General features: G+C 43.5%; 19 protein-coding genes. 17 read left to right on the forward strand and 2 right to left on the reverse strand.

Going from position 1 to position 19,664, the window contains the following annotated elements; translation table 11 throughout:
• Positions 1–276: 276 nt before the first annotated feature.
• The 11 genes from ACQKMP_RS11730 to ACQKMP_RS11780 all read left to right on the forward strand — a co-directional run bounded on the left by ACQKMP_RS11730 (position 277) and on the right by ACQKMP_RS11780 (position 12,704).
• Entirely contained in the window at positions 277–1,440 is a 1,164-nt protein-coding gene (locus ACQKMP_RS11730; protein WP_256721763.1) for an ROK family transcriptional regulator, read from the forward strand.
• A gap of 28 nt (positions 1,441–1,468) precedes the next feature.
• A complete protein-coding gene (locus tag ACQKMP_RS11735; RefSeq protein ID WP_339242520.1) occupies positions 1,469–2,473 on the forward strand; it encodes an asparaginase in 1,005 nt (334 codons plus the stop codon).
• A gap of 89 nt (positions 2,474–2,562) precedes the next feature.
• A complete protein-coding gene (locus tag ACQKMP_RS11740) occupies positions 2,563–4,167 on the forward strand; it encodes a glutathione ABC transporter substrate-binding protein (protein ID WP_427469407.1) in 1,605 nt (534 codons plus the stop codon).
• A gap of 113 nt (positions 4,168–4,280) precedes the next feature.
• Positions 4,281–5,204 (forward strand): ABC transporter permease subunit, encoded by a 924-nt coding sequence (locus tag ACQKMP_RS11745; RefSeq protein WP_427469408.1) that lies wholly within the window; start codon positions 4,281–4,283, stop codon positions 5,202–5,204.
• A 69-nt stretch (positions 5,205–5,273) separates the two neighbouring features.
• Positions 5,274–6,185 carry an ABC transporter permease gene (locus tag ACQKMP_RS11750; protein WP_042189918.1) on the forward strand — a complete coding sequence of 304 codons (912 nt, stop codon included), beginning with the start codon at positions 5,274–5,276 and terminating at the stop codon, positions 6,183–6,185.
• A gap of 13 nt (positions 6,186–6,198) precedes the next feature.
• Positions 6,199–7,200: an ABC transporter ATP-binding protein gene (locus tag ACQKMP_RS11755; protein ID WP_042189916.1), complete on the forward strand. Its 1,002-nt coding sequence runs from the start codon at positions 6,199–6,201 to the stop codon at positions 7,198–7,200.
• Positions 7,197–8,189, forward strand: a complete 993-nt coding sequence (locus ACQKMP_RS11760) for an ABC transporter ATP-binding protein (RefSeq protein ID WP_042189914.1) — start codon at positions 7,197–7,199, stop codon at positions 8,187–8,189. Before ACQKMP_RS11755 ends, ACQKMP_RS11760 begins: the two co-directional genes overlap by 4 nt.
• A 41-nt stretch (positions 8,190–8,230) precedes the next feature.
• Positions 8,231–9,685, forward strand: a complete 1,455-nt coding sequence (locus ACQKMP_RS11765; RefSeq protein ID WP_427469409.1) for a leucyl aminopeptidase family protein — start codon at positions 8,231–8,233, stop codon at positions 9,683–9,685.
• A 24-nt stretch (positions 9,686–9,709) separates the two neighbouring features.
• Positions 9,710–10,402, forward strand: coding sequence for a copper homeostasis protein CutC (locus tag ACQKMP_RS11770; RefSeq protein ID WP_076300524.1), 693 nt, complete (start codon positions 9,710–9,712; stop codon positions 10,400–10,402).
• A 27-nt stretch (positions 10,403–10,429) separates the two neighbouring features.
• Positions 10,430–11,380: an ROK family protein gene (locus ACQKMP_RS11775; protein WP_427469410.1), complete on the forward strand. Its 951-nt coding sequence runs from the start codon at positions 10,430–10,432 to the stop codon at positions 11,378–11,380.
• A 49-nt stretch (positions 11,381–11,429) separates the two neighbouring features.
• The gene (locus tag ACQKMP_RS11780) at positions 11,430–12,704 is read left to right on the forward strand and encodes an alpha-L-fucosidase (protein ID WP_427469411.1); all 1,275 of its coding nucleotides are present in this window, start codon (positions 11,430–11,432) and stop codon (positions 12,702–12,704) included.
• A gap of 269 nt (positions 12,705–12,973) precedes the next feature.
• On the opposite strand, the gene ACQKMP_RS11785 is transcribed toward ACQKMP_RS11780, so the two are convergent.
• On the reverse strand, positions 12,974–13,969 hold the full coding sequence (locus tag ACQKMP_RS11785) for an HAAS signaling domain-containing protein (protein WP_339242509.1): 996 nt from the start codon (positions 13,967–13,969) through the stop codon (positions 12,974–12,976).
• Positions 13,956–14,303, reverse strand: coding sequence for a PadR family transcriptional regulator (locus ACQKMP_RS11790; protein ID WP_042189902.1), 348 nt, complete (start codon positions 14,301–14,303; stop codon positions 13,956–13,958). The genes ACQKMP_RS11785 and ACQKMP_RS11790 overlap by 14 nt, the downstream gene beginning before the upstream one ends.
• A 307-nt stretch (positions 14,304–14,610) precedes the next feature.
• On the opposite strand from ACQKMP_RS11790, the gene ACQKMP_RS11795 reads away from it, so the two are divergent.
• The 6 genes from ACQKMP_RS11795 to ACQKMP_RS11820 all read left to right on the forward strand — a co-directional run bounded on the left by ACQKMP_RS11795 (position 14,611) and on the right by ACQKMP_RS11820 (position 19,532).
• Positions 14,611–14,736, forward strand: a complete 126-nt coding sequence (locus ACQKMP_RS11795) for a hypothetical protein (protein WP_427469412.1) — start codon at positions 14,611–14,613, stop codon at positions 14,734–14,736.
• Positions 14,737–14,832: 96 nt separating this feature from the next.
• Positions 14,833–15,300 (forward strand): MarR family winged helix-turn-helix transcriptional regulator, encoded by a 468-nt coding sequence (locus ACQKMP_RS11800; protein WP_042189900.1) that lies wholly within the window; start codon positions 14,833–14,835, stop codon positions 15,298–15,300.
• Between the two features lie 96 nt (positions 15,301–15,396).
• Complete coding sequence (locus ACQKMP_RS11805) at positions 15,397–16,368, forward strand: ring-cleaving dioxygenase (RefSeq protein ID WP_427469413.1); 972 nt, start codon at positions 15,397–15,399, stop codon at positions 16,366–16,368.
• Between the two features lie 32 nt (positions 16,369–16,400).
• Positions 16,401–17,462, forward strand: coding sequence for an LLM class flavin-dependent oxidoreductase (locus tag ACQKMP_RS11810; RefSeq protein WP_197071232.1), 1,062 nt, complete (start codon positions 16,401–16,403; stop codon positions 17,460–17,462).
• Positions 17,463–17,477: 15 nt separating this feature from the next.
• Positions 17,478–18,044, forward strand: coding sequence for an NADPH-dependent FMN reductase (locus ACQKMP_RS11815; protein WP_042189896.1), 567 nt, complete (start codon positions 17,478–17,480; stop codon positions 18,042–18,044).
• A gap of 393 nt (positions 18,045–18,437) precedes the next feature.
• Complete coding sequence (locus ACQKMP_RS11820; protein ID WP_379423651.1) at positions 18,438–19,532, forward strand: winged helix DNA-binding domain-containing protein; 1,095 nt, start codon at positions 18,438–18,440, stop codon at positions 19,530–19,532.
• Positions 19,533–19,664 lie beyond the last annotated feature (132 nt).

Genomic DNA, 19,664 nt, shown 5'->3' on the forward strand with positions numbered 1-19,664 from the left:
AGAGCGGTTTTGGTCTTTTGTGTTATGTTTGTGTTATGTATTTATTGGAGATTGTTATAAAAATCACATATTAAACGCTTTCATTTATTTCGAATAAAAAAATATGTCATTTATATTGACATACAATCAATGAGCCTTTATTATTAATCCCATCACTGGAGAAACTAAACTGAAATTTAATCAAATAATACATTAGCGTAGCTTAATTGGCAAATTTTTTCTTATTTTTATAGTTTTATTAGTTTGATTAATGCACTGAAGAAAATAATTAGGAGAATGTCTGTGAAAAAGCACGATCAGGATTTTATGAAGCGGCAAAATCGTTTGACGGTCTTCGAAATCATAAAAAATCAACAACCAATTTCTCGCGCTTCCATCGCCAAACAAACGGGTATGAGCCCTACAACTGTAAGTCGAATTGTTGGGGAATTAACTGAACAGGGCTATCTACTGGATTCGGATCAGGTATCGTCAGGATTAGGTCGGAAATCAACGTTGCTAGCTATGGTTGACGCTTCTGTATTGTCGGTTGGGGTTGAGCTGGATCGCAGTCTTATGATTGTAGGTATCGTAGATTTGCAAGGTAAGCTTCTATGCAGCAAGCAATACCCGCGTACTCCGGACGAGAGTCCAGACAAGACACTGGAACGAATCAATGAAGCGATTGAACAACTGACGCAGCAGCATGTGATTGACAGAACGCGTATCGTCGGTATTGGCGTTGGACTTCCTGGCATTGTGAATAACGAAGAAGGTATTGTTGTCTTCTCTGTTCAGCTTGGATGGAAGAATGTTGCCTTAGCAAAACGCCTAAAGGAACTAACCGGTTTTGAAATTGCTGTAGATAATGAGTTGAAAGTTAGAGCTCTTGCTGAACACCTCAAGGGTGCTGCTGTTGGATCTGTCCGTACCGCACTATTGGGCTTCGGGCAAGGCGTTGGCTCGGCGATGATCCTTGAGGGAGAGATCTATCGCGGGGTGATGAACAGTGCTGGTGAAATAGGGCATACGACTGTGGATCCTAACGGAATGATGTGCGAGTGCGGTAAGGCGGGTTGCTTACAGACCTACATAAATATCAGTTCATTGTTGTCAGAAGCCAATCGGATTCGTCCGATTCGCACGATTGAGGAGTTATTTGAAGCAAAGGATGCAGGAGAGCATTGGGCGGTTCATTTGATCGAGCGTGCGCTCATGTATATGGCGATTACTATCAACAATGTCGTATGCATGTATAACCCCGATAGTGTGATCCTGAGTGGAGAACTCGTAGACAAATTTCCGGATATTTATGAAGCAGTCGAGAAGCTATATCTTTCACGCTTCACATGGGAGCCCCTTCGTGGGTCTTTCTCCATTCATCGTTCGATGTTGAACGAGAATGGTGTAATTATCGGATCTGGACTACTATCGCAAAATCGTTTTTTCGCATTGGATTAAAATAATTACATCGAAGGAGGTTGTACAGATGGGGTTTACAACATTAGTAGAAGAATATCGCGGTGGCTTACTGGAGAATGTCCATTATGGTGCAGTTAGCGTGGTCGATGAGAAAGGTAATATTTTGTATAAAGCAGGTAATCCGGAGCATATGACCTATCTTCGTTCAGCTGCTAAACCATTCCAAGCTTTACCGGTTATGAAGCGCCGGATCGATGAAGTTTACGGTTTGACAAGTAAGGAAGCCTCACTCTTTACTGCTTCGCATCGGGGAGAGGCCTTTCATATTGAAGCACTTGAATCTCTTTTTCAGAAAATGGGATTAAAAGAAGAGGGACTTCATTGTTGTTCTACATACCCACTGAATGAGGAAGCCAAGGCAGAACGCCATCGGGCGAATGAGCCCACTCGTAAAATCTTTCATAATTGCTCAGGTAAACATGCAGGGTTAATGGGCCTTAGCAAATATATGGGTTGGGATATAGATACTTATTATGATCCTAACCATCCCGTGCAACAGGAGATCATTGATATCATGGCTTATATCGCAGAAGTATCGAAGGAATCCATTCCTCAAGGGATTGATGGTTGTGGTCTTCCTATCTTCGCACTCCCTCTTCATAAAATCGCTTATTCATATTTAAAGCTAGCCTGTCCTGATTTGATTGAGAATACGGAAATACGTAACGCAGCTGCTGCGACTGCAAAGCTTATGAACGATAATCCGGTGATGATTGCAGATACGAAATTCGTCTGCTCAGAGCTTCTAAAGGATGATAATCTGACGGCAAAGGGCGGCGCTAAAGGTGTATATGGGATTGGACTCCGAAAGGAACGAATCGGTATCTCGCTAAAAGTATCCGATGGCTCCGAGCAAGTATGGCCTTGTATCATCGCATCGATTCTGGAACGTTTAGGCTATAGCAATCAAGATACGATTGATCGTTTATATGCACTCGTGCCGAACACTATTGTCAATGATGGCGGTACAATTGTGGGCGAGCGACGTGCTGTATTCCAATGGGAAGTCTGATTATAAGGATCGAGAATAATCTTCAAGTCTCATGAATAATCGGACTGGGAGCTTTTCTAATACATCGTTTCTAAAGGGGAGTGTATAACATGAAAGCAAAAGGAAAAGTATGGTCAATGTTCATGCTGCTGCTTATTACAGTAGTAGTGACTGCAGGGTGCGGCAACAAAGCGAACAACGAGGGACAAGGCGGCAATACCGCTGGTGGAACGGAAACTAGCACCCCAACTACAAAAAATGATAAAGACATTGTAATTGCCATCAATGCTAACTTTATTACGCTGGACCCTCATAACGCAAGCGATACACATTCAATCAGCGCTGCCAGAACGATGTACGAAGGTCTAATGGGTTTTGATGAGAATATGAACGTAGTTCCTGTCCTTGCTGCTAGCCATTCCATAAGTGAAGACGGGTTGGTCTACACGTTCAACTTACAAGAGAACGTTAAATTCCAAGACGGTACTGACTTCAATGCTGAAGCGGTTAAAGTAAACATCGCCCGTATTCAAGATGAGAAGAACAATCTGAGACTGCGCAAAAGCTTTGCAAAGGTAGCAAAAGTGGAGACTCCTGATGCCAAAACCGTGGTTATTACACTCAGCGAGCCATACAACGCATTTTTAAATAAAGTTGCTATGGCACCTATTATTAGCCCGAAAGCTTTAGAAGAAAACGGAGCTGATATTTCGAAAAAACCTGTAGGAACGGGTCCGTTTAAGTTCAAAGAATGGGTGCAAGGTGATCGGCTAGTTGTTGAGAAGAATCCGGATTACTGGCAAAAGGACTTGCCGAAAGTGGATAGTATAACCTTTAGACCCGTACCAGAGAATGGATCACGGATTGCGATGCTGAAGACTGGAGAGGCTGATTTCATTTATCCAATGCCTACCGAGCAAGTATCCGAGGTTGAAGGCATTGAAGGAATTACTATAGATACCATCGATTCAACCATTGTTCGTTATGTTACTTTGAATACGATGAAGAAACCTTTCGATGATGTAAAGGTACGTCAAGCCATTAACTATGCTATCAACAAAGATGCGTATATCAAGGTGGTGAAATCGGGTCTTGGCGCTAAGCTTGATTCCACGATGTCATCCAAAACACAATATTATTCCCCACAAACAGGTTATGACTATGACATTGAAAAAGCTAAGCAACTGCTTGCTGAAGCGGGTTATCCAGACGGATTCGAAACCGAAATTTGGGGTGAGAATGAATCCGAAACTATGAAGGGTATGCAATTTATCCAACAACAGCTAGCGCTTGTAGGCATTAAAGTAGAAGTGAAGTCCATGGAAGGCGGTACTTTATCCGACCAAATTAACGCTGCTAAAACACCTGAAGAAGCAAAAATTCAAATGTGGTATGTCAGCTGGTCTCCATCCTCCGGTGATGCAGATGGTGCTACTAGAGGTTTGTTCAGTAGTGAAATGTTCCCACCTGCTGGCTCGAATACAGCTTATTATAAAAATGAAAATGTAGATAAATGGATTGCTGAAGCAAACAAATCTGTTGATCCGGAAGCGGCTAAATCCATTTATGCAAATATTCAAAAAACAGTATGGGAAGATGCTCCGTGGGCATTCATGGGCGTTGACCAAATCATCTCAGGCAACAGATCGAATCTGGAAGGTGTCAAAGTCTTCCCGGATGGTTCCATTAATGTCCTAAATGCAGAAGTGAAATAATTCAAGTCAAACGCAAGATTTAATTTCCCAAGAATTGAACGAGGCCGCTTCTTAAGAATGGTAGGAAGCGGCCTTAACTAAATCATTTGTCGATACTGAAGGGGGCTTATGAGTTGGGTAGATATGCTTTACAAAGATTCCTCGGGGTTATTCCGTTGCTATTCATTGTATCGGTATTAGTCTTTCTGTTTATTCACTTAATTCCGGGCGATCCGGCCCGGCTTATTGCGGGTAAAGACGCCACACTTGAAGAGATTCATGGCATTCAAGAGCAACTAGGTCTCAATCTGCCGCTGTGGAATCAATACATAAACTACATGAGCGATCTACTAAGTGGTAATCTGGGCAATTCGATTCGATCAGGGATTCCAGTAACCGATATGCTAGAAAGTAGAATAATGCCTACCTTGTGGTTAACGTTTCTCAGCATGGCTTGGGCGCTTGTCATTGGTCTTCTAATTGGTGTTATTTCAGCGGTTTATCGTAATAGATGGCCTGATCACTTAGGCACATTGACAGCCATTTCGGGGATGTCGATTCCTGGATTCTGGTTAGGTTTGGTACTCATTCAAATTTTCTCGGTAGAGCTTGGTTGGTTTCCGACCGGTGGTGTAGATTCCTGGAAGTCGTATATTCTTCCTTCCATTACACTTGGGATGGGAATTATGTCGATGCTGGCTCGTTACTCACGGTCATCGATGCTAGAAACGTTACGGGAGGATTATATCCGTACTGGACGTGCGAAAGGCTTACGCGAGTATGTTGTTATTAGCAGGCATGCGCTGCGCAATTCTCTTATACAGGTCGTTACTGTAGCTGGACTTCAATTTGGATTCTTGCTTGGTGGATCGGTAATGGTTGAGACAGTGTTCAGTATTCCTGGCCTTGGTAGACTGCTGGTGGATTCCATTTTGTTCCGGGATTATACAGTTATTCAAGCTTTGCTGCTCCTGTTTTCAACACAATTTATCCTTATCAATTTAATTGTAGATTTATTGTATGGCGTACTCAATCCGAAAATCAGGTTTTCTCAGTAAGCTAGAGTAACTGAGAGGCAGAATTACGATAGTTTTCTATAGGGTGAATATAGGATTAGGAGGGATATCATGAGCGACAATTCAGCGGTAATGGGAACTAATTCTCCTATACCCGGAGAGGTAATAGCCCCGGAGAAAACAAAAGGCCGCGCGGGTGTTTTTATTCGCAAGTTCAGCAAACAAAAGATGCCCCTTGTGGCTGCATTTTTTATCATATTGCTTTTTTTAATTGCCATTTTCGGGCCATTTCTGACCCCTTATAATCCTGATGAACCGAACTATGATGCGCTAATGCAGGGTCCGTCTGCCAAGCATTGGGCGGGAACGGATGAATACGGCCGTGATATTCTAAGTCGCTTAATTGATGGTACAAGGTTGACTTTGGCGGTCAGTCTGAGCTCCGTATTGATTGCAGGTGTACTTGGAACCATCCTTGGTCTTGTCAGTGGATATTATGGCGGTTGGCTGGATCGGATTATTATGCGTGGCAGTGACGTATTGTTCTCATTCCCTGATTTACTGCTTGCCATTGGGATCGTCGCTATACTTGGGCCTGGTTTATCCAACGTTGTGATTGCAGTTGCAGTCTTCGGTACACCCTCGTTCGCCCGCATTATTCGGAGCGTAACATTGTCTGCGAAGGAAACATTGTTTGTTGAAGCTGCCCGTTCAATGGGTGCAAAGAATCGTCGAATCATTTGGCGACATATTTTTCCTGAAACAGTCCCTAGTATCATCGTTAATCTATCTATGAAAATTGGCGGGGCAATCTTAGCCGCTGCGTCACTGAGCTTTCTTGGAATGGGTGCGAAGCCAACGGAGCCCGATTGGGGGGCAATGTTAAGCATGGGGCGCGATTATTTAAGTATAGCTCCACATATCGTTTATTTTCCGGGTTTAGCTATATTTTTGACAGTACTTGCATTTAACCTGGTCGGGGACGGACTGCGCGATGCTCTTGATCCCAAAATGAAAAACTAAGGAGGGACAAGACATGACTCAAAATTTGCTGGAAGTACAAGGGCTGAAAACGGAGTTCAAACGCGGCGATGGAAGTATAACGGCAGTTGCAGGTGTTGACTTTGTGATTAAGAAAGGTGAAGTGCTGGGTCTAGTTGGAGAATCCGGCTGTGGCAAAAGCGTTACCTCACTGTCGATTATGCGGCTCCTTAAGGATACGCCAGGCAGAATTTCTGGCGGTTCTGTTCGTTTCGAGGGAACGGATCTGACAAAGGTTACGGACAAAGAGATGCGCCAGATACGGGGAAATGAAATGGCGATGATTTTTCAGGAGCCGATGACTTCGCTTAATCCTGTGCTGAAGATTGGTTTGCAATTGATGGAGCCGATCATGTTGCATTTGGGTTATGGTCGGAAGAAGGCTCGTGAACATGCCATTCATATGTTGCGGTTAGTTGGTATACCACGTGCGGAAGACTTGGTGGATGAATATCCGCATCAGCTCTCTGGCGGTATGAGGCAGCGTGTAATGATTGCGATGGCGATGTCTTGCCACCCGAAACTGCTGATTGCAGATGAACCAACAACGGCGCTTGATGTAACGATTCAAGCTCAAATCCTTGATCTAATGAAGCACCTGAAAGAAGAACAGGATATGGGAATGCTGCTCATAACCCATGACCTTGGTGTAGTAGCAGAACTATGCGACCGTGTAGTTGTTATGTATGCTGGTCGTGTAGTGGAGGAAGCTTCCGTTCATGAACTATTTGCAAGACCGCAGCATCCATATACGAAGGGATTAATTCAATCCGTTCCTAAGCTGCGTCAAAACGTACGTCGCTTGGATTCCATTAAAGGGAATGTACCTGATCTATCACAAATGCCAGCAGGTTGTAAGTTTGCGCCACGCTGCGATTATGTCACAGAGCGTTGTCTCTCGCAGGAGCCAGAGTTACTCCCGATTGAGGGACTAGAGCGAAAGAGTCGTTGTTGGCTTACACAGCAGGAGAACACGGAAGGAGGGGAACGTTTGTGAAGGAGACTCCACTCATTGAAGTTAAAAGTCTGAAGAAGTTTTTTTCGGTGAAAAAGGGCTTTTTCGGAACTACTAGATATTTGCACGCAGTTGATGGGATCTCATTCGCTATACGTAAAGGAGAAACGTTCAGCCTTGTGGGTGAAAGTGGCTGTGGTAAATCTACTACGGGTAGATTAGTGACTCGCTTGCTGGAGCCGAATGACGGTGAAGTGTGGTTTAAGGGTCAAAATATTAGCCATATCTCAGACAATCAAATGCGGCCTATTCGTAAAGATATACAAATGGTGTTCCAAGACCCCTATGCTTCGCTTAATCCACGGATGAAGGTGAAGGATCTTGTGGCTGAACCTCTGCTCATTCATACAAAGCTCTCGTCCAAAGAACGGGATAAACTAGCATGCGAGTTACTAGAGACAGTAGGATTGAATAGTATCCACGCCGAGCGCTACGCTTTTGAGTTCAGCGGTGGGCAGCGACAGCGGATTGGAATCGCCCGGGCGTTATCTGTTCGCCCAAGCTTAATCGTGGCGGATGAGCCTGTGTCAGCACTGGATGTATCGATTCAGTCACAAGTGCTAAATCTGTTGCAGGATCTGCAGGAAGAGTATGGCCTGACATATTTATTCATTTCACATGATCTGAGTGTTGTTGAGCATATTAGTGATCGAATTGGAGTTATGTATCTTGGTTCGCTCGTAGAGACGGCGGATAAGGATACCTTGTATGATCGTCCAATGCATCCATACACACAAGCACTGCTATCTTCTGTACCTGTACCCGATCCTACCTTAAAGAAGGAGCGCATTATTCTGAAGGGAGATCTTCCAAGTCCGGTTGATCCACCGTCGGGATGCCGTTTTCATACAAGATGTCCCTCCTGCATGGAAATCTGTAAGCAGCATGTACCGATATTCCGAGAAGTCGAACCAGGTCATGAGGTTGCGTGTCATTTATTTGATGAAGAAATGCTGAAATTAGAGCGGTAGCTGAAATTGTGAGATAACTTTACGGAAAAGAAGGGACAGCAATGAATATCTTATTCGATTCCGCTAATGTGGCGGATACTATTGTCTATTTAGCTTATGACGAGGAGTCTTTTCCTTTTAAGCTGGGATCGCCCCACAAACAGTGCAGCAGTGTGACTTGGTTACATGCTCGCACTGAGGAAGAGTCTGATGTGTTAGCGGTAGGAATGGGAAAGCGCAAGGATATTACGCTTGAGAGGATTCGCCGAGCGGGTGGAGCTGCTGCTCGTGAAATTCTGAATGAAGGACGCAGTAGTGCATCGCTTGTTCGCTTAGCATCCGAGGCTATAAATAGGAATAAGGATATTTCTGCTGCTGATGAATTACAAGCTTGGATGGAAGGCTGGATTCTCGGCTTGTACCGTTTCCAAACTTATCGGGGAACTACCAAGGTGGAAGGCTCTGTTGATTTACAGCTTCAATCGATAGATTGGCCTGAGCTGACATCGATTGAATTGGAAGCTGTGCGTGTTTCTGCACAGATACGCGCTGAAGGAGCCGTAGTTGCTCGCGATCTTGTGAATGAAGTACCTGGGACACTGAACCCTGATCGTTTTGCGGAATGGATGGCAGAATTTTTCGACCGTGATGATGCTGCTTTGAAAGTCCATATCTATCGAGGACAGGAGCTTGTGGAACTTCAGATGAATGGGTTGCTCGCAGTTGGAGCGGGGAGTAAGCACGCTCCAGCCCTAGTTGAAATTCGTTACAAGAGTAACCCTGAATTACCGATGTTAGCATTGGTAGGTAAAGGTGTAACCTTTGACTTAGGTGGCATGAATGTGAAGACGGCTAGCGATATCAGCGATGCACGCATGGATATGGGTGGTGCAGCTGCTGTAATTGGGGCTATGGATATTTTGATACGGAAGCGTGCCAATGTAAATGTGACCGCACTTATTCCAGTCGTTGATAATGTGCCAGATGCTGAGGCTATGTTACCTTCGTCTGTTATCCGCTACCCTAACGGGGTAACTGTTCAGGTTGCGAATACGGATGGCGAGGGTCGACTTATCATAGCGGATGCGCTTATTCATGCCGCGAATATCGGAGCAAATCAAGCTGTTGATATCGCTACCCTAACTGGAAATGTCGGTGCGGCGCTCGGATTAGGCATCGCGGGCATATGGGGCGATGCAGATATAACGCAGAGCCTGGTTGAGATCGGGGAGCGTAATGGAGAACGACTGTGGCCCATGCCGTTAATGGATGAATATGAAGCAGATCTTCGGAGTAATTACGCTGATCTCCGCAATGTTAGTACTTCCCCCTTTGCAGGTGCGATTACAGCAGCCCTATTTATTCGGCGCTTTGTAGCAGAATCGATGAGCTGGGTTCATATTGATATGGCTGGGACGGTACAGTACAAACAGGATGTGGGGTACTCTGAAGCTGGAGCGACGGGATATGGTGCACGTCTGCTCGCCGATTATGTCATGAAGCAAGTGCATCATTAACAACTGGAAGAGTGGGTGAAAGTTATGAGATTGGAAATCATCGCTACTTGTATGGATGATGCTCTGACGGCTGAGGCGAATGGCGCAGATCGTCTTGAGCTTATTACTGCCATTACGGAAGGTGGATTAACACCAGGAATAGGGTTGGTGGAGCAGGTAGCCAAATCGGTTAGCATTCCTGTCTTTGTTATGGTCCGTCCGCACAGTCGATCATTTAACTATTCCAAGGATGATATTTTGACCATGGCTGCAGAGATCAGGCAGATTGCAGCCAGTGGTGCTTCGGGAGTTGTTCTTGGCGCATTAACACCGGAAAAAAAGATCGATGAGCATGCGCTTGAAATATTATTGCCGTTGACAGATGGCTTACAAGTAACCTTCCATCGTGCTTTTGACGAGCTGGAGGACCAAATTGCAGGTTATCGGACGCTTTGTAATTACCCGCAAATCACTCGTATACTTACCTCTGCTGGACCAGGTCCGGCACCTGAAGCCATTCCCGCTATGCGTAGGCTAGTAGAGGAATCAAGAGGTAGTTCGATAAGTATTTTGGCTGGAAGTGGTTTGAAGCCAGAAGGTATTACATCGTTTATTCAACAGACCGGAGTCACAGAAGTACATTTTGGATCGGCTGTTCGTCATGGCAAAGATGCTTTGTCGCCAATCGATCCAGTAGCCCTGCGGGCGTTAGCTAAGAATATTCATTCGAACGGCTAATAATAGATAGTGAAAAGGTGAATGGTTATGCATAAGGCTGAGAGCTATGTAGTAGGAATTGATTTAGGCGGAACAAAAATTGCCGCAGCATTATTCGATTTAAAGGGTACCATGTTGAATCGGGAATTAATGGAGACAGCTGGCGCGCGCACCGCTGAAGAGGTGGTGCAGCGAATGATCGGAATGATCCGCTCTGTATCCGAAGGGCGACCGCTGATTGGAGTCGGACTGGCTTCTCCTGGAGCTGTGAATAGCCAGGATGGAATCGTAATTCACGGTACCAATCTTCCTGAATGGGATAATGTTCCACTGAAACATTGGATGGAGTCAGAACTTGGCATAGAAGTGAAGGTGGTAAACGATGCGAACGCTGCGGCTTGGGGCGAGTATGTAAGAGGGGCTGGTAAAGGCTCGAACAACATGGTGTATGTTACCTTCAGCACAGGAATTGGAGCTGGAATTGTTATGGATGGTGAACTACTGCTCGGAACGAACTCATTTGCAGGAGAACTCGGTCATAATATTATTGACCCGAACGGAACGGAATGTAGCTGTGGAAGATATGGCTGCTGGGAAGTATTTGCTTCGGGTACAGCGATTCGGGATATGGCACTTCGGAGTATGGAGAGCAGAACGTCGATGATTACAGAGCTGGCTAGTAGAAGTGGTGAAAAGATTAATTCTCGACACGTCTTCGAAGCGATGGCACTAAAAGATCCGGTGGCTGTCGAGGTGATTGAGCGAACGATTCATTATATGGCGATTGGATTAGCTAATGCGGTACATACGTTTAATCCTGATCGCATTGTAATTGGTGGAGGCGTAAGCAAAGCTGGTGAACTACTGTTTCCAGCGCTGAGAGAGAAAACAGAGGAACTTGTCATGAAGCCGTATAAAGGAACTTATACTATTGAATCAGCAGGTCTGAGGGATGATGTAGGTCTTATAGGCGCTGCAGCATTATTTCATACCGTCTAGACTATCTGAACTATTTATCAAAGCTAGCGAAAACGGAGGGGCTGAAGAGATGGGTACAAGAGAAGAAAGAACGAGATGGTTCTTACAGGATAGATTCGGTATGTTCATTCATTGGGGATTATATTCCATTCCAGCACGAGGTGAGTGGATTCGTGGAAACGAGCGAATGAGTAGAGAGCATTATATGACGTATTTCGATGAATTTGACGCATCTCGATATGACCCGAAGAAGTGGGCCAGCGCAGCAAAAGCAGCGGGGCAGAAGTATGCGGTTCTTACGACCAAACACCACGACGGATTCTGCTTGTTTGATAGCAAGCTAACAGATTTTAAAGCGACTAACACGCCTGCTGGACGTGATCTCGTTCGAGAATATGTAGACGCTTTCCGGGCGGAAGGTATTGCTGTAGGTCTGTATTACTCTATTATTGATTGGCATCATGATGACTACCCTGGATATGGTGATAAAGCGCATCCGGATCGGGATAACGAAGCGGCTAAAGACAAGCCGATTGATTTTGATCGATACTTGGAGTATATGCATGGACAAGTGAAGGAACTGTTGACGAATTACGGCAAAATCGACATCATGTGGTTTGACTTCTCCTACGACAATATGACCGGAGAGAAATGGAAAGCAACGGAGCTAATCCGTATGATTCGCTCTATCCAGCCGGATATTATTATCGACAATCGTTTGGGTGGGAATATCCGCGCGGCCGAGCCAGAAGAATATGCTGGAGATTTCTTTTCTCCAGAGCAGATCATTCCTCCCGGTGGCATTGTTGACGTGAATGGTCAATCCATTCCATGGGAAGCATGCATTACACTTAATGATAACTGGGGTTACCATTCCGAAGATAAAAATTATAAATCAACCCAGCAGGTGATTCGCTCAATGGTCGAATGTATCAGTAAGAATGGCAACCTCCTCCTTAATGTTGGACCAGATGCTAAAGGTGAAATGACACGGGAATCACTGGTTATCCTTGACGAAGTTGGGGAGTGGATGCGCCTTAATGGCGAAAGTATTTATGGATGCGGGAAGTCTTCGCTGCCTAAGCCAGAGTGGGGACGTTATACGCAAAAGGGCAAGAAGTTGTATGCGCACGTCTACGACCGTGGAATTGGCCCGATCTATTTCCAAGGCTTGAAAGGGAAGATTAAAAAGGCTAGATTACTACGTGATGGTACCGAGCTAAAGGTGGAGGTGCCTTGGATGGCTGAGGAATATTCGGATGTTGACGGTGGAGCGTTTATTACATTAAAAGGGGCTAAGCTTCCCGACGAGATGGATACGGTTATTGAGCTTGAGCTTCTTTAATTAAACCAGATAGAGTGTCCCATAAGTCATGAATGGCTGCTGGGGCACTCTATTTTTTTCATTTGATTCGATAACGATTACGACATATACAAAGCACCAATCGGACACAGATGACCCTAATCGCAGTATTATTGCATTTTTGGGATGTTAACGGATCGGTGCTGACTGACACTGTGAAAGCTGTTGAAGCTGTTGAAGCAGGCAGCCAACGAATCAGAATACAAAGCGGCGATTCTCCAAATAACAGGAGAATCGCCGTTCTGTGAATACTAAAGGCGAGCCTTGCGGAAGCCTTCATATATATTGAGAACCGCAACTAAAATCAGGCAAGCAATTCCCCCACCTACTAACCCCGTTTCAAATTGATTAGCTGAAGTTGTTAATAAATTAGACATGTAGTTAATGAATTCTTGGTTAAATACATTCGGATTTATAAGGATAATAGCGAATACAATAAGCACTAAAAGCTCGAGGCCCGTATTACATAATGCTAATTCTCTAGTCCATTGTCTCTTGATTAATTTATATATAGTTAATGCGACTTCTAATCCGATCACAATAAGAATAATAGGCCAATAATCAAGTAACACATGCTGATTAAAAGCTGGGGCTACGAAGTTAAGTGCGCCTTCACCGCCTCTATAGACTCTGATCAGGTGTTCAGCATTAAAATAAACAGTAGCCCAAATGGCAGTCCACAGTAAACTTCCGAACACTTCGAAGCTTGTAATTGCTTTTTTCTTATGGACAAGCGCGATATCCTTCAAATCATCAGGAGTCCATTTCCTTAATTTTGTAGTAAGTGGATGACCTTCCTTTCCTTTATCCGCCCGTTCGATAATAGCGAACACAACAGTTATCCAAAAAAAGACTTGGATTCCTACTTCAAGGAAGGTTCCAATTCCTCTACTTATAACTGCAGTAACAATATCCGCAACTGTTTTATCTCCGCTATAGCCAATCAAGTAATCAGCAACCAGAGCGATTAAAGAAACAACTACAGCGATTGGTATAATCATTTTTAACAACGTAACATATAAATCGAAATAGCGTGGGCCGATGAGATACATGGGCTGATCGCGATACTCACTAGCTAAAATAGCGGGATTGCCCAATTTTGTAAGGACGGCTTTTACCTCTTTTTCGTCATAATCATCCGGTAACATATCCTCGATGGTAGATCGTAATTCGAGAGCGATATCCTCCCGATTTTGTTCCGGTAACCTCCGAGTCACTTCATGAATGTAAATCTCAATTAGATTCATGGTCATCCTCCCCTTGTAATAGGCCGTAGAGCTCTTTCGAATTCTTAAGCCATTCTTCCTTTAGCTGTAAAAAAATTTCTACGCCATAGTCACTTAGAACATAATACTTACGGGGTCTGCTCTCGGATGTGTCCCAGCTGCTCGTCACTAATTCCTGTTTCTCTAATCGGCGAAGTAATGGATATAGGGTGCTTTGATCGATGATGATGCTGGATTCCTCCAACAATTGAACGAGCGAATATCCATACTGGGGTGTTCGTAATTGACTTAAAACGGCTAGCGTTAACGTACCTCTTCTAAGCTCTGTGATTAAAGAATTTAATAAAGTACTCATTCACCCACCTCATTATTTAAAATATAAGGATTTATAATCTCTTATAAATTGTTCTTATATTTTAGGTTTAAACGCTTGCTGTCCTTGAGAGGACGTCGAAGCCGCTTATACTTACTATGTGTCATACAGTATTTGATCTATACTATGCATCATACACTATTGTTGTTCCAACATCAATTGAATAAAATAATCTTCTGAGAAATAAATAAGAAAATTTTTCTATTTTGTGAAGCAGTTTGATTAAAAGGAGGTTGTGAAATGATTCCATTTTTTAGTGACATCCCTAATGCTTCTAAAGGGGAGGTAGTTGAACCGGTTCATAGGGGGTGGTCAAAGGGAAGTTACTAATATGCTGAGCCGAGCGGAGAGTGTTCTGGAGTGGTATGATGAATTTCAACCCTATATTCCGAAGTGGTATTTGGCAAGCGTGTAGGATTTTTACTGAGCTTGACTCCTTGTCAGTTTACTAGTATACTCATATTAACAAATCAATTAACACATAAAATAAACAAACGATGGACGTGACCAAATGAGAAACAATGGATTCACTGAAGATAACCAATTAAGCTTATTGATCTGGTTGCGGCTGGTTAGGGTATATGAGAATAGTAACGATCTTTCCAATGAATTCTTGAAGCAATTTAATTTAACAGTTAATCAATTCGATACCTTGGTACAAATATTATTACATCAGCCTGTAACACAGATGGAAATTGCCGAGCATCTAACCATTACTAAAGGTGGGGTATCCCATATGCTTGGCAGATTAGAGAAAGAAGGATGGATTGAACGCAAACAGGATTGGAAAGTGAAGTACATTACTTTAACGGAAAAGGGCCAAACACTTATTGAGAAGGTACTGCCCTTGCAATCGGATTTCCAAGCCTCGTTATTCGATCCACTGACAGATGAGGAGAAGAAAGTGTTTTACAGCATGCTTAAAAAGATTCATCGCCATAGCCAAGATGAGAATCGACTTCCGCGAGGTGTTCAGTAGTATCGCAAAAGCTTTATTGATAATAAAGCTTACTTTTTTCCTCATCAGTATACTAGTAAACTTAAATTCAACAAAACTCATTAGGAGGTTTTTAAAATGAAACAACAACCCATAAACGGACAACATCATGTGTCTATGCTTACTAAGGACGCTAAACAAAACTTATGGTTTTATACAGAGGTCCTGGGACTGAGACTTGTAAAGAAAACGGTCAATCAAGATGATCCATCCATGTACCATCTATTTTATGGAAATCGTAATGGTGCTCCTGGAACCGAAGTATCTTTTTTTGAAATGCCAAATGCAGGTCAGACCCGCAAAGGGACGAACAGTATTAGTTCTTTCTCCCTTCTTGTTCCTAGCGATGAAGCCTTGTCATATTGGGCTAGTCGATTAGATTCTTTTGAAGTTCCTCATGAAGCGATTGTAAGTATCGGGGAACGTAAGTCGCTTACTTTTTATGATAGAGATGAATTGACGGTCCATTTAGTATCGGCTGAAAAAGATAACGGTATCGAGCTAGTTGAGTCGTGGATTACAGAAGACATCCCTCCAAAGTATGCCATCGTTGGGTTAGGACCCGTTGAATTGACTGTAAGTGAGGCTGGCCGCACAAAGACGGTTTTGGAAGATATCTTGGGCTATACACAAGTTCGGACAGTACCCTCCATGGGTGATTCCAAGATTATGGTAGATATATATGAAACGGGGAAGGGTGGTTTATACACCGAGCTCCAGGTCAAAGAAGTAAATGACAAAGATCGGGAGAGACCGGGTAAAGGGAGCATCCATCATGTGGCTATAAGAGTGAAGGATATCGAAGAACTAACCGAATGGGCTGCCAAGATCACTGCTGCAGGCTTTAAAAATACAGGGGTCATTGATCGTTATTACTTCCATTCCTTGTATTTCCGGGATCCGAACCATATTCTTTTTGAGCTTGCTACAGAAGGCCCGGGATTTGAGATTGATGAAACTTTTGACGCGCTAGGAGAGAATTTGACCTTACCTTCATTTCTGGAAGAACGTCGTGAAGAGATTGAATCGAAGCTTCATCCTATCCGCTAAACCTAATACAACTATGAAAAGAGGACATAATCATGATGGAACAATATAGAATCGATGAGAAAAAAGGGTTGGAGCTAGGTTTATACACGTTAGGTGATCACACCACAGATGCCTTAACAGGAAAAGCAATTAGTGAACGACAACGGATTCAAGAGATCGTAGCTGCTGCCAAATTAGCTGAGGATGCTGGATTAGATGTATTTGGGGTAGGCGAGAGTCATCAACCGAAATTCATTACCTCAGCTGCCTCGGTTGTCCTTGGAGCCATTGCAAATGCAACCGAACGTATAAAGCTTGTCAGTTCAGCAACTGTACTAAGTACAGCAGATCCTGTACGTGTATATGAGGACTTTGCAACATTGGATTTGTTATCAGGCGGTAGAGCAGAGATTGTTGCTGGACGTGGATCGCGTCTCGGGGCCTATGAACTTTTTGGTTATGACGTAAGAGATTATGAAGAATTGTTCGAAGAGAAAATTGAATTGCTCATGAAAATAAATGAGTCCGATCGCATAACGTGGGAAGGGAAATTCCGCCCTGCATTAAATGATATGGAAATCTTCCCTAAGCCCTTAAATGGAAAGCTGCCAATTTGGCGAGCGGTTGGGGGACCTCCAGCAAGTGCAATTAAGGCGGGAAGAATGGGGATCCCGATGATGCTGACCACCCTTGGTGGACCATCATCTGCCTTTAAAGGTTCTGTAGACGCGTATCGTATGGTTGCTGCAGAGTCAGGGTTTAATCCAGCAGACCTTCCCATCAGCACAACTTCTTTAATGTATATTGATCCGGACTCACAAAAAGCATTCCGCGATTATTATCCATATATCAATCACTTGATGAAAGAGCTTCGTGGGTCTTACTATCCGAAAGAACAATTTGCGGAAGCGATGAGTGTGAGAAATGCACTGCTCGTGGGAAGCCCGCAACAAATTGTGGAGAAGATCCTCTATCAACATGAGATGTATGGCCATAATCGTTTTCTAGCTCAGATTGATGTCGGTGGGTTACCTTATGCTCAAGTGGAACAAATGATTGACCTGTTCGCATCTGAAGTAGCACCAGCCGTAAGACGTGCTACAGCTAAGAAATAAGAAAGAAGGGATAGTATGAAGATCATTGGGATTTCAGGATCCATTGTTGGATCGAAGACTAGAATTGCTGTACAGCAAGCACTTAACAACATCACAGAAAAGCATCCGGATTTCGACGTAGAACTAATTGATCTAGGAGATTATAAGCTGGAATTTAGTGATGGACGCAGCTACATGGATTATACAGGTGATACCAAAGTTGTTCTGGAGAAAATCATGGCCGCCGACGCGTATATCATTGGCACCCCAGTTTTTCAAGCTTCGATTCCAGGAACACTTAAGAATCTATTTGATTTACTCCCGGTTAATGGGTTTAAGGATAAAGTTATCGGTATTGTAGTAACTGCAGGTTCTTCAAAACATTACTTAGTGGCAGAACAACAACTGAAACCGATCCTCTCTTATATGAGAGCGGTGGTGGTTCCTAAGTATGTTTTTATTGAAGAGAAACAATATGACCGGAAAGTAATTGTGGATGATGATATTATTTTTAGACTGAATCGACTAGCTAATGAATTGGTGAACACCACGAATGCGATGCAGCAAGTGAAGCAAGCGGAAGAAGCAGCGTTTTTCTTTTAAAAAGAAGGGCTCTGTTTAAGAAAATACCTTCAGTCTGTAATTTAAAAGGGTAGTTTATCCCTAACGTTGTATTTCGTGCAACAGAATGGATCCAAAAGAAAGGGGATCTGAATTCTGTTGCATTTTTTACAATTAAATATAGGTTAAAACTCTTTTTTGAAGGTTTTCAGCAAATTCTAATGTACGAAGTGCAACAGAAACCTTTTTTTGAGGTCTGTATATGACTTTCTATTGCACATTATGCAATGGAATGGAGTTCATATTCTAATTTAATCTCGTATTTCAATAGAATCAATAGTAATATCGACATAGACATGAGCAAGAACTTAACCATTTTGTTAAATAACTGGAAGTATATAATTTGAGGATTCATTTCTGAAAAGGGGGAGTAGTGTGACGAATAATCTTATTGCAAATAGTAGATTGTATAATCAAATGATTGCAGGCTCTTTACATCACACACCAGAGCAGGTCGTGAAAAAAATGGGGGCTATGCAAGCGCAAGACTATATGCAGGCGGTTTGGGCCATCGGACTACGTTCTCCTGCTACGAAATTAGCTGATATAGAGCGTGCAATCGCTGACCGCAAGATTATTCTTACTTGGACGCTGCGAGGTACGCTTCATTTCGTCCCAGCAGAAGATGTAAAATGGATGCTACAGCTCTCTGCACCGCGTTTAGCATCACAAACGAAGCGGCGAATGGCTGAGCTTGGACTTGATGATCAGACACTGGAGCGCTGTAGAAAAATTATTGTGGATGCTCTAAAGGGCGGGAAGCAAATGGATCGTTCGGTCCTACTTCAGCTAATAGAAGAGGAAGGCATCTACACGGGGAATCAACGCGGTTATCACATGCTCTGGAATAGTGCCTATCAAGGACTGATTTGTTTTGGTCCGATGAATGGTAAACAGCAAACGATTGTATTGTTAGAGGAATGGGTGCCAGATTGCCGAGAGCTATCTTACGAACAATCGTTGCAAGAACTCGCCTTGCGGTATTTTACAGCCCGTGGATTAGCGACCGTTCAGGACTTCGCTTGGTGGGCAGGCATAACCCTTACAGATGCCAGACGAGGGCTAGAATCTGTGAAAAAAGAACTTCAATCGACAGATATAAATGGCAATGAGCATTGGATGTCTAACCATCGAGTAGTTTCAGCGGATGAAGAGTCAGGTATCTATTTACTTCCAGGTTTCGATGAGTACATTCTTGGTTATAAAGACCGGAGTGCTGTACTTGAACCTGAGACGGCTCCTTTAATTGTTCCTGGCAACAACGGTGTTTTCCTGCCTATGATTGTTGTTGGTGGCCAAGTTATAGGTACATGGAAACGTTCGATTAAGAAAAAAGGAATTGAGATAGTCATTCATCCATTTAGAGAACTTGGAAATGCTGAAGAAGCTGTGTTTAAAGCTGTTGAAAGATATGCTGCTTTTATCGGGCTGCCGATACTCAATTTTAGCGTGTCTTCTACATTGACATGAGAATGAAAATATCGTTCAGGGGTGAAGATCAAGTTCATGAATGAGGGCGAGTTAAGGTGCTTTATAGAAGACGAATACATATGGAACAAGTGCAGGCACTAACGCACTTATTAGCCCCTGAAAGTTGATTTT

Source organism: Paenibacillus sp. NPDC101420 (assembly GCF_050277435.1).
GTDB lineage: Bacteria > Bacillota > Bacilli > Paenibacillales > Paenibacillaceae > Paenibacillus_AQ.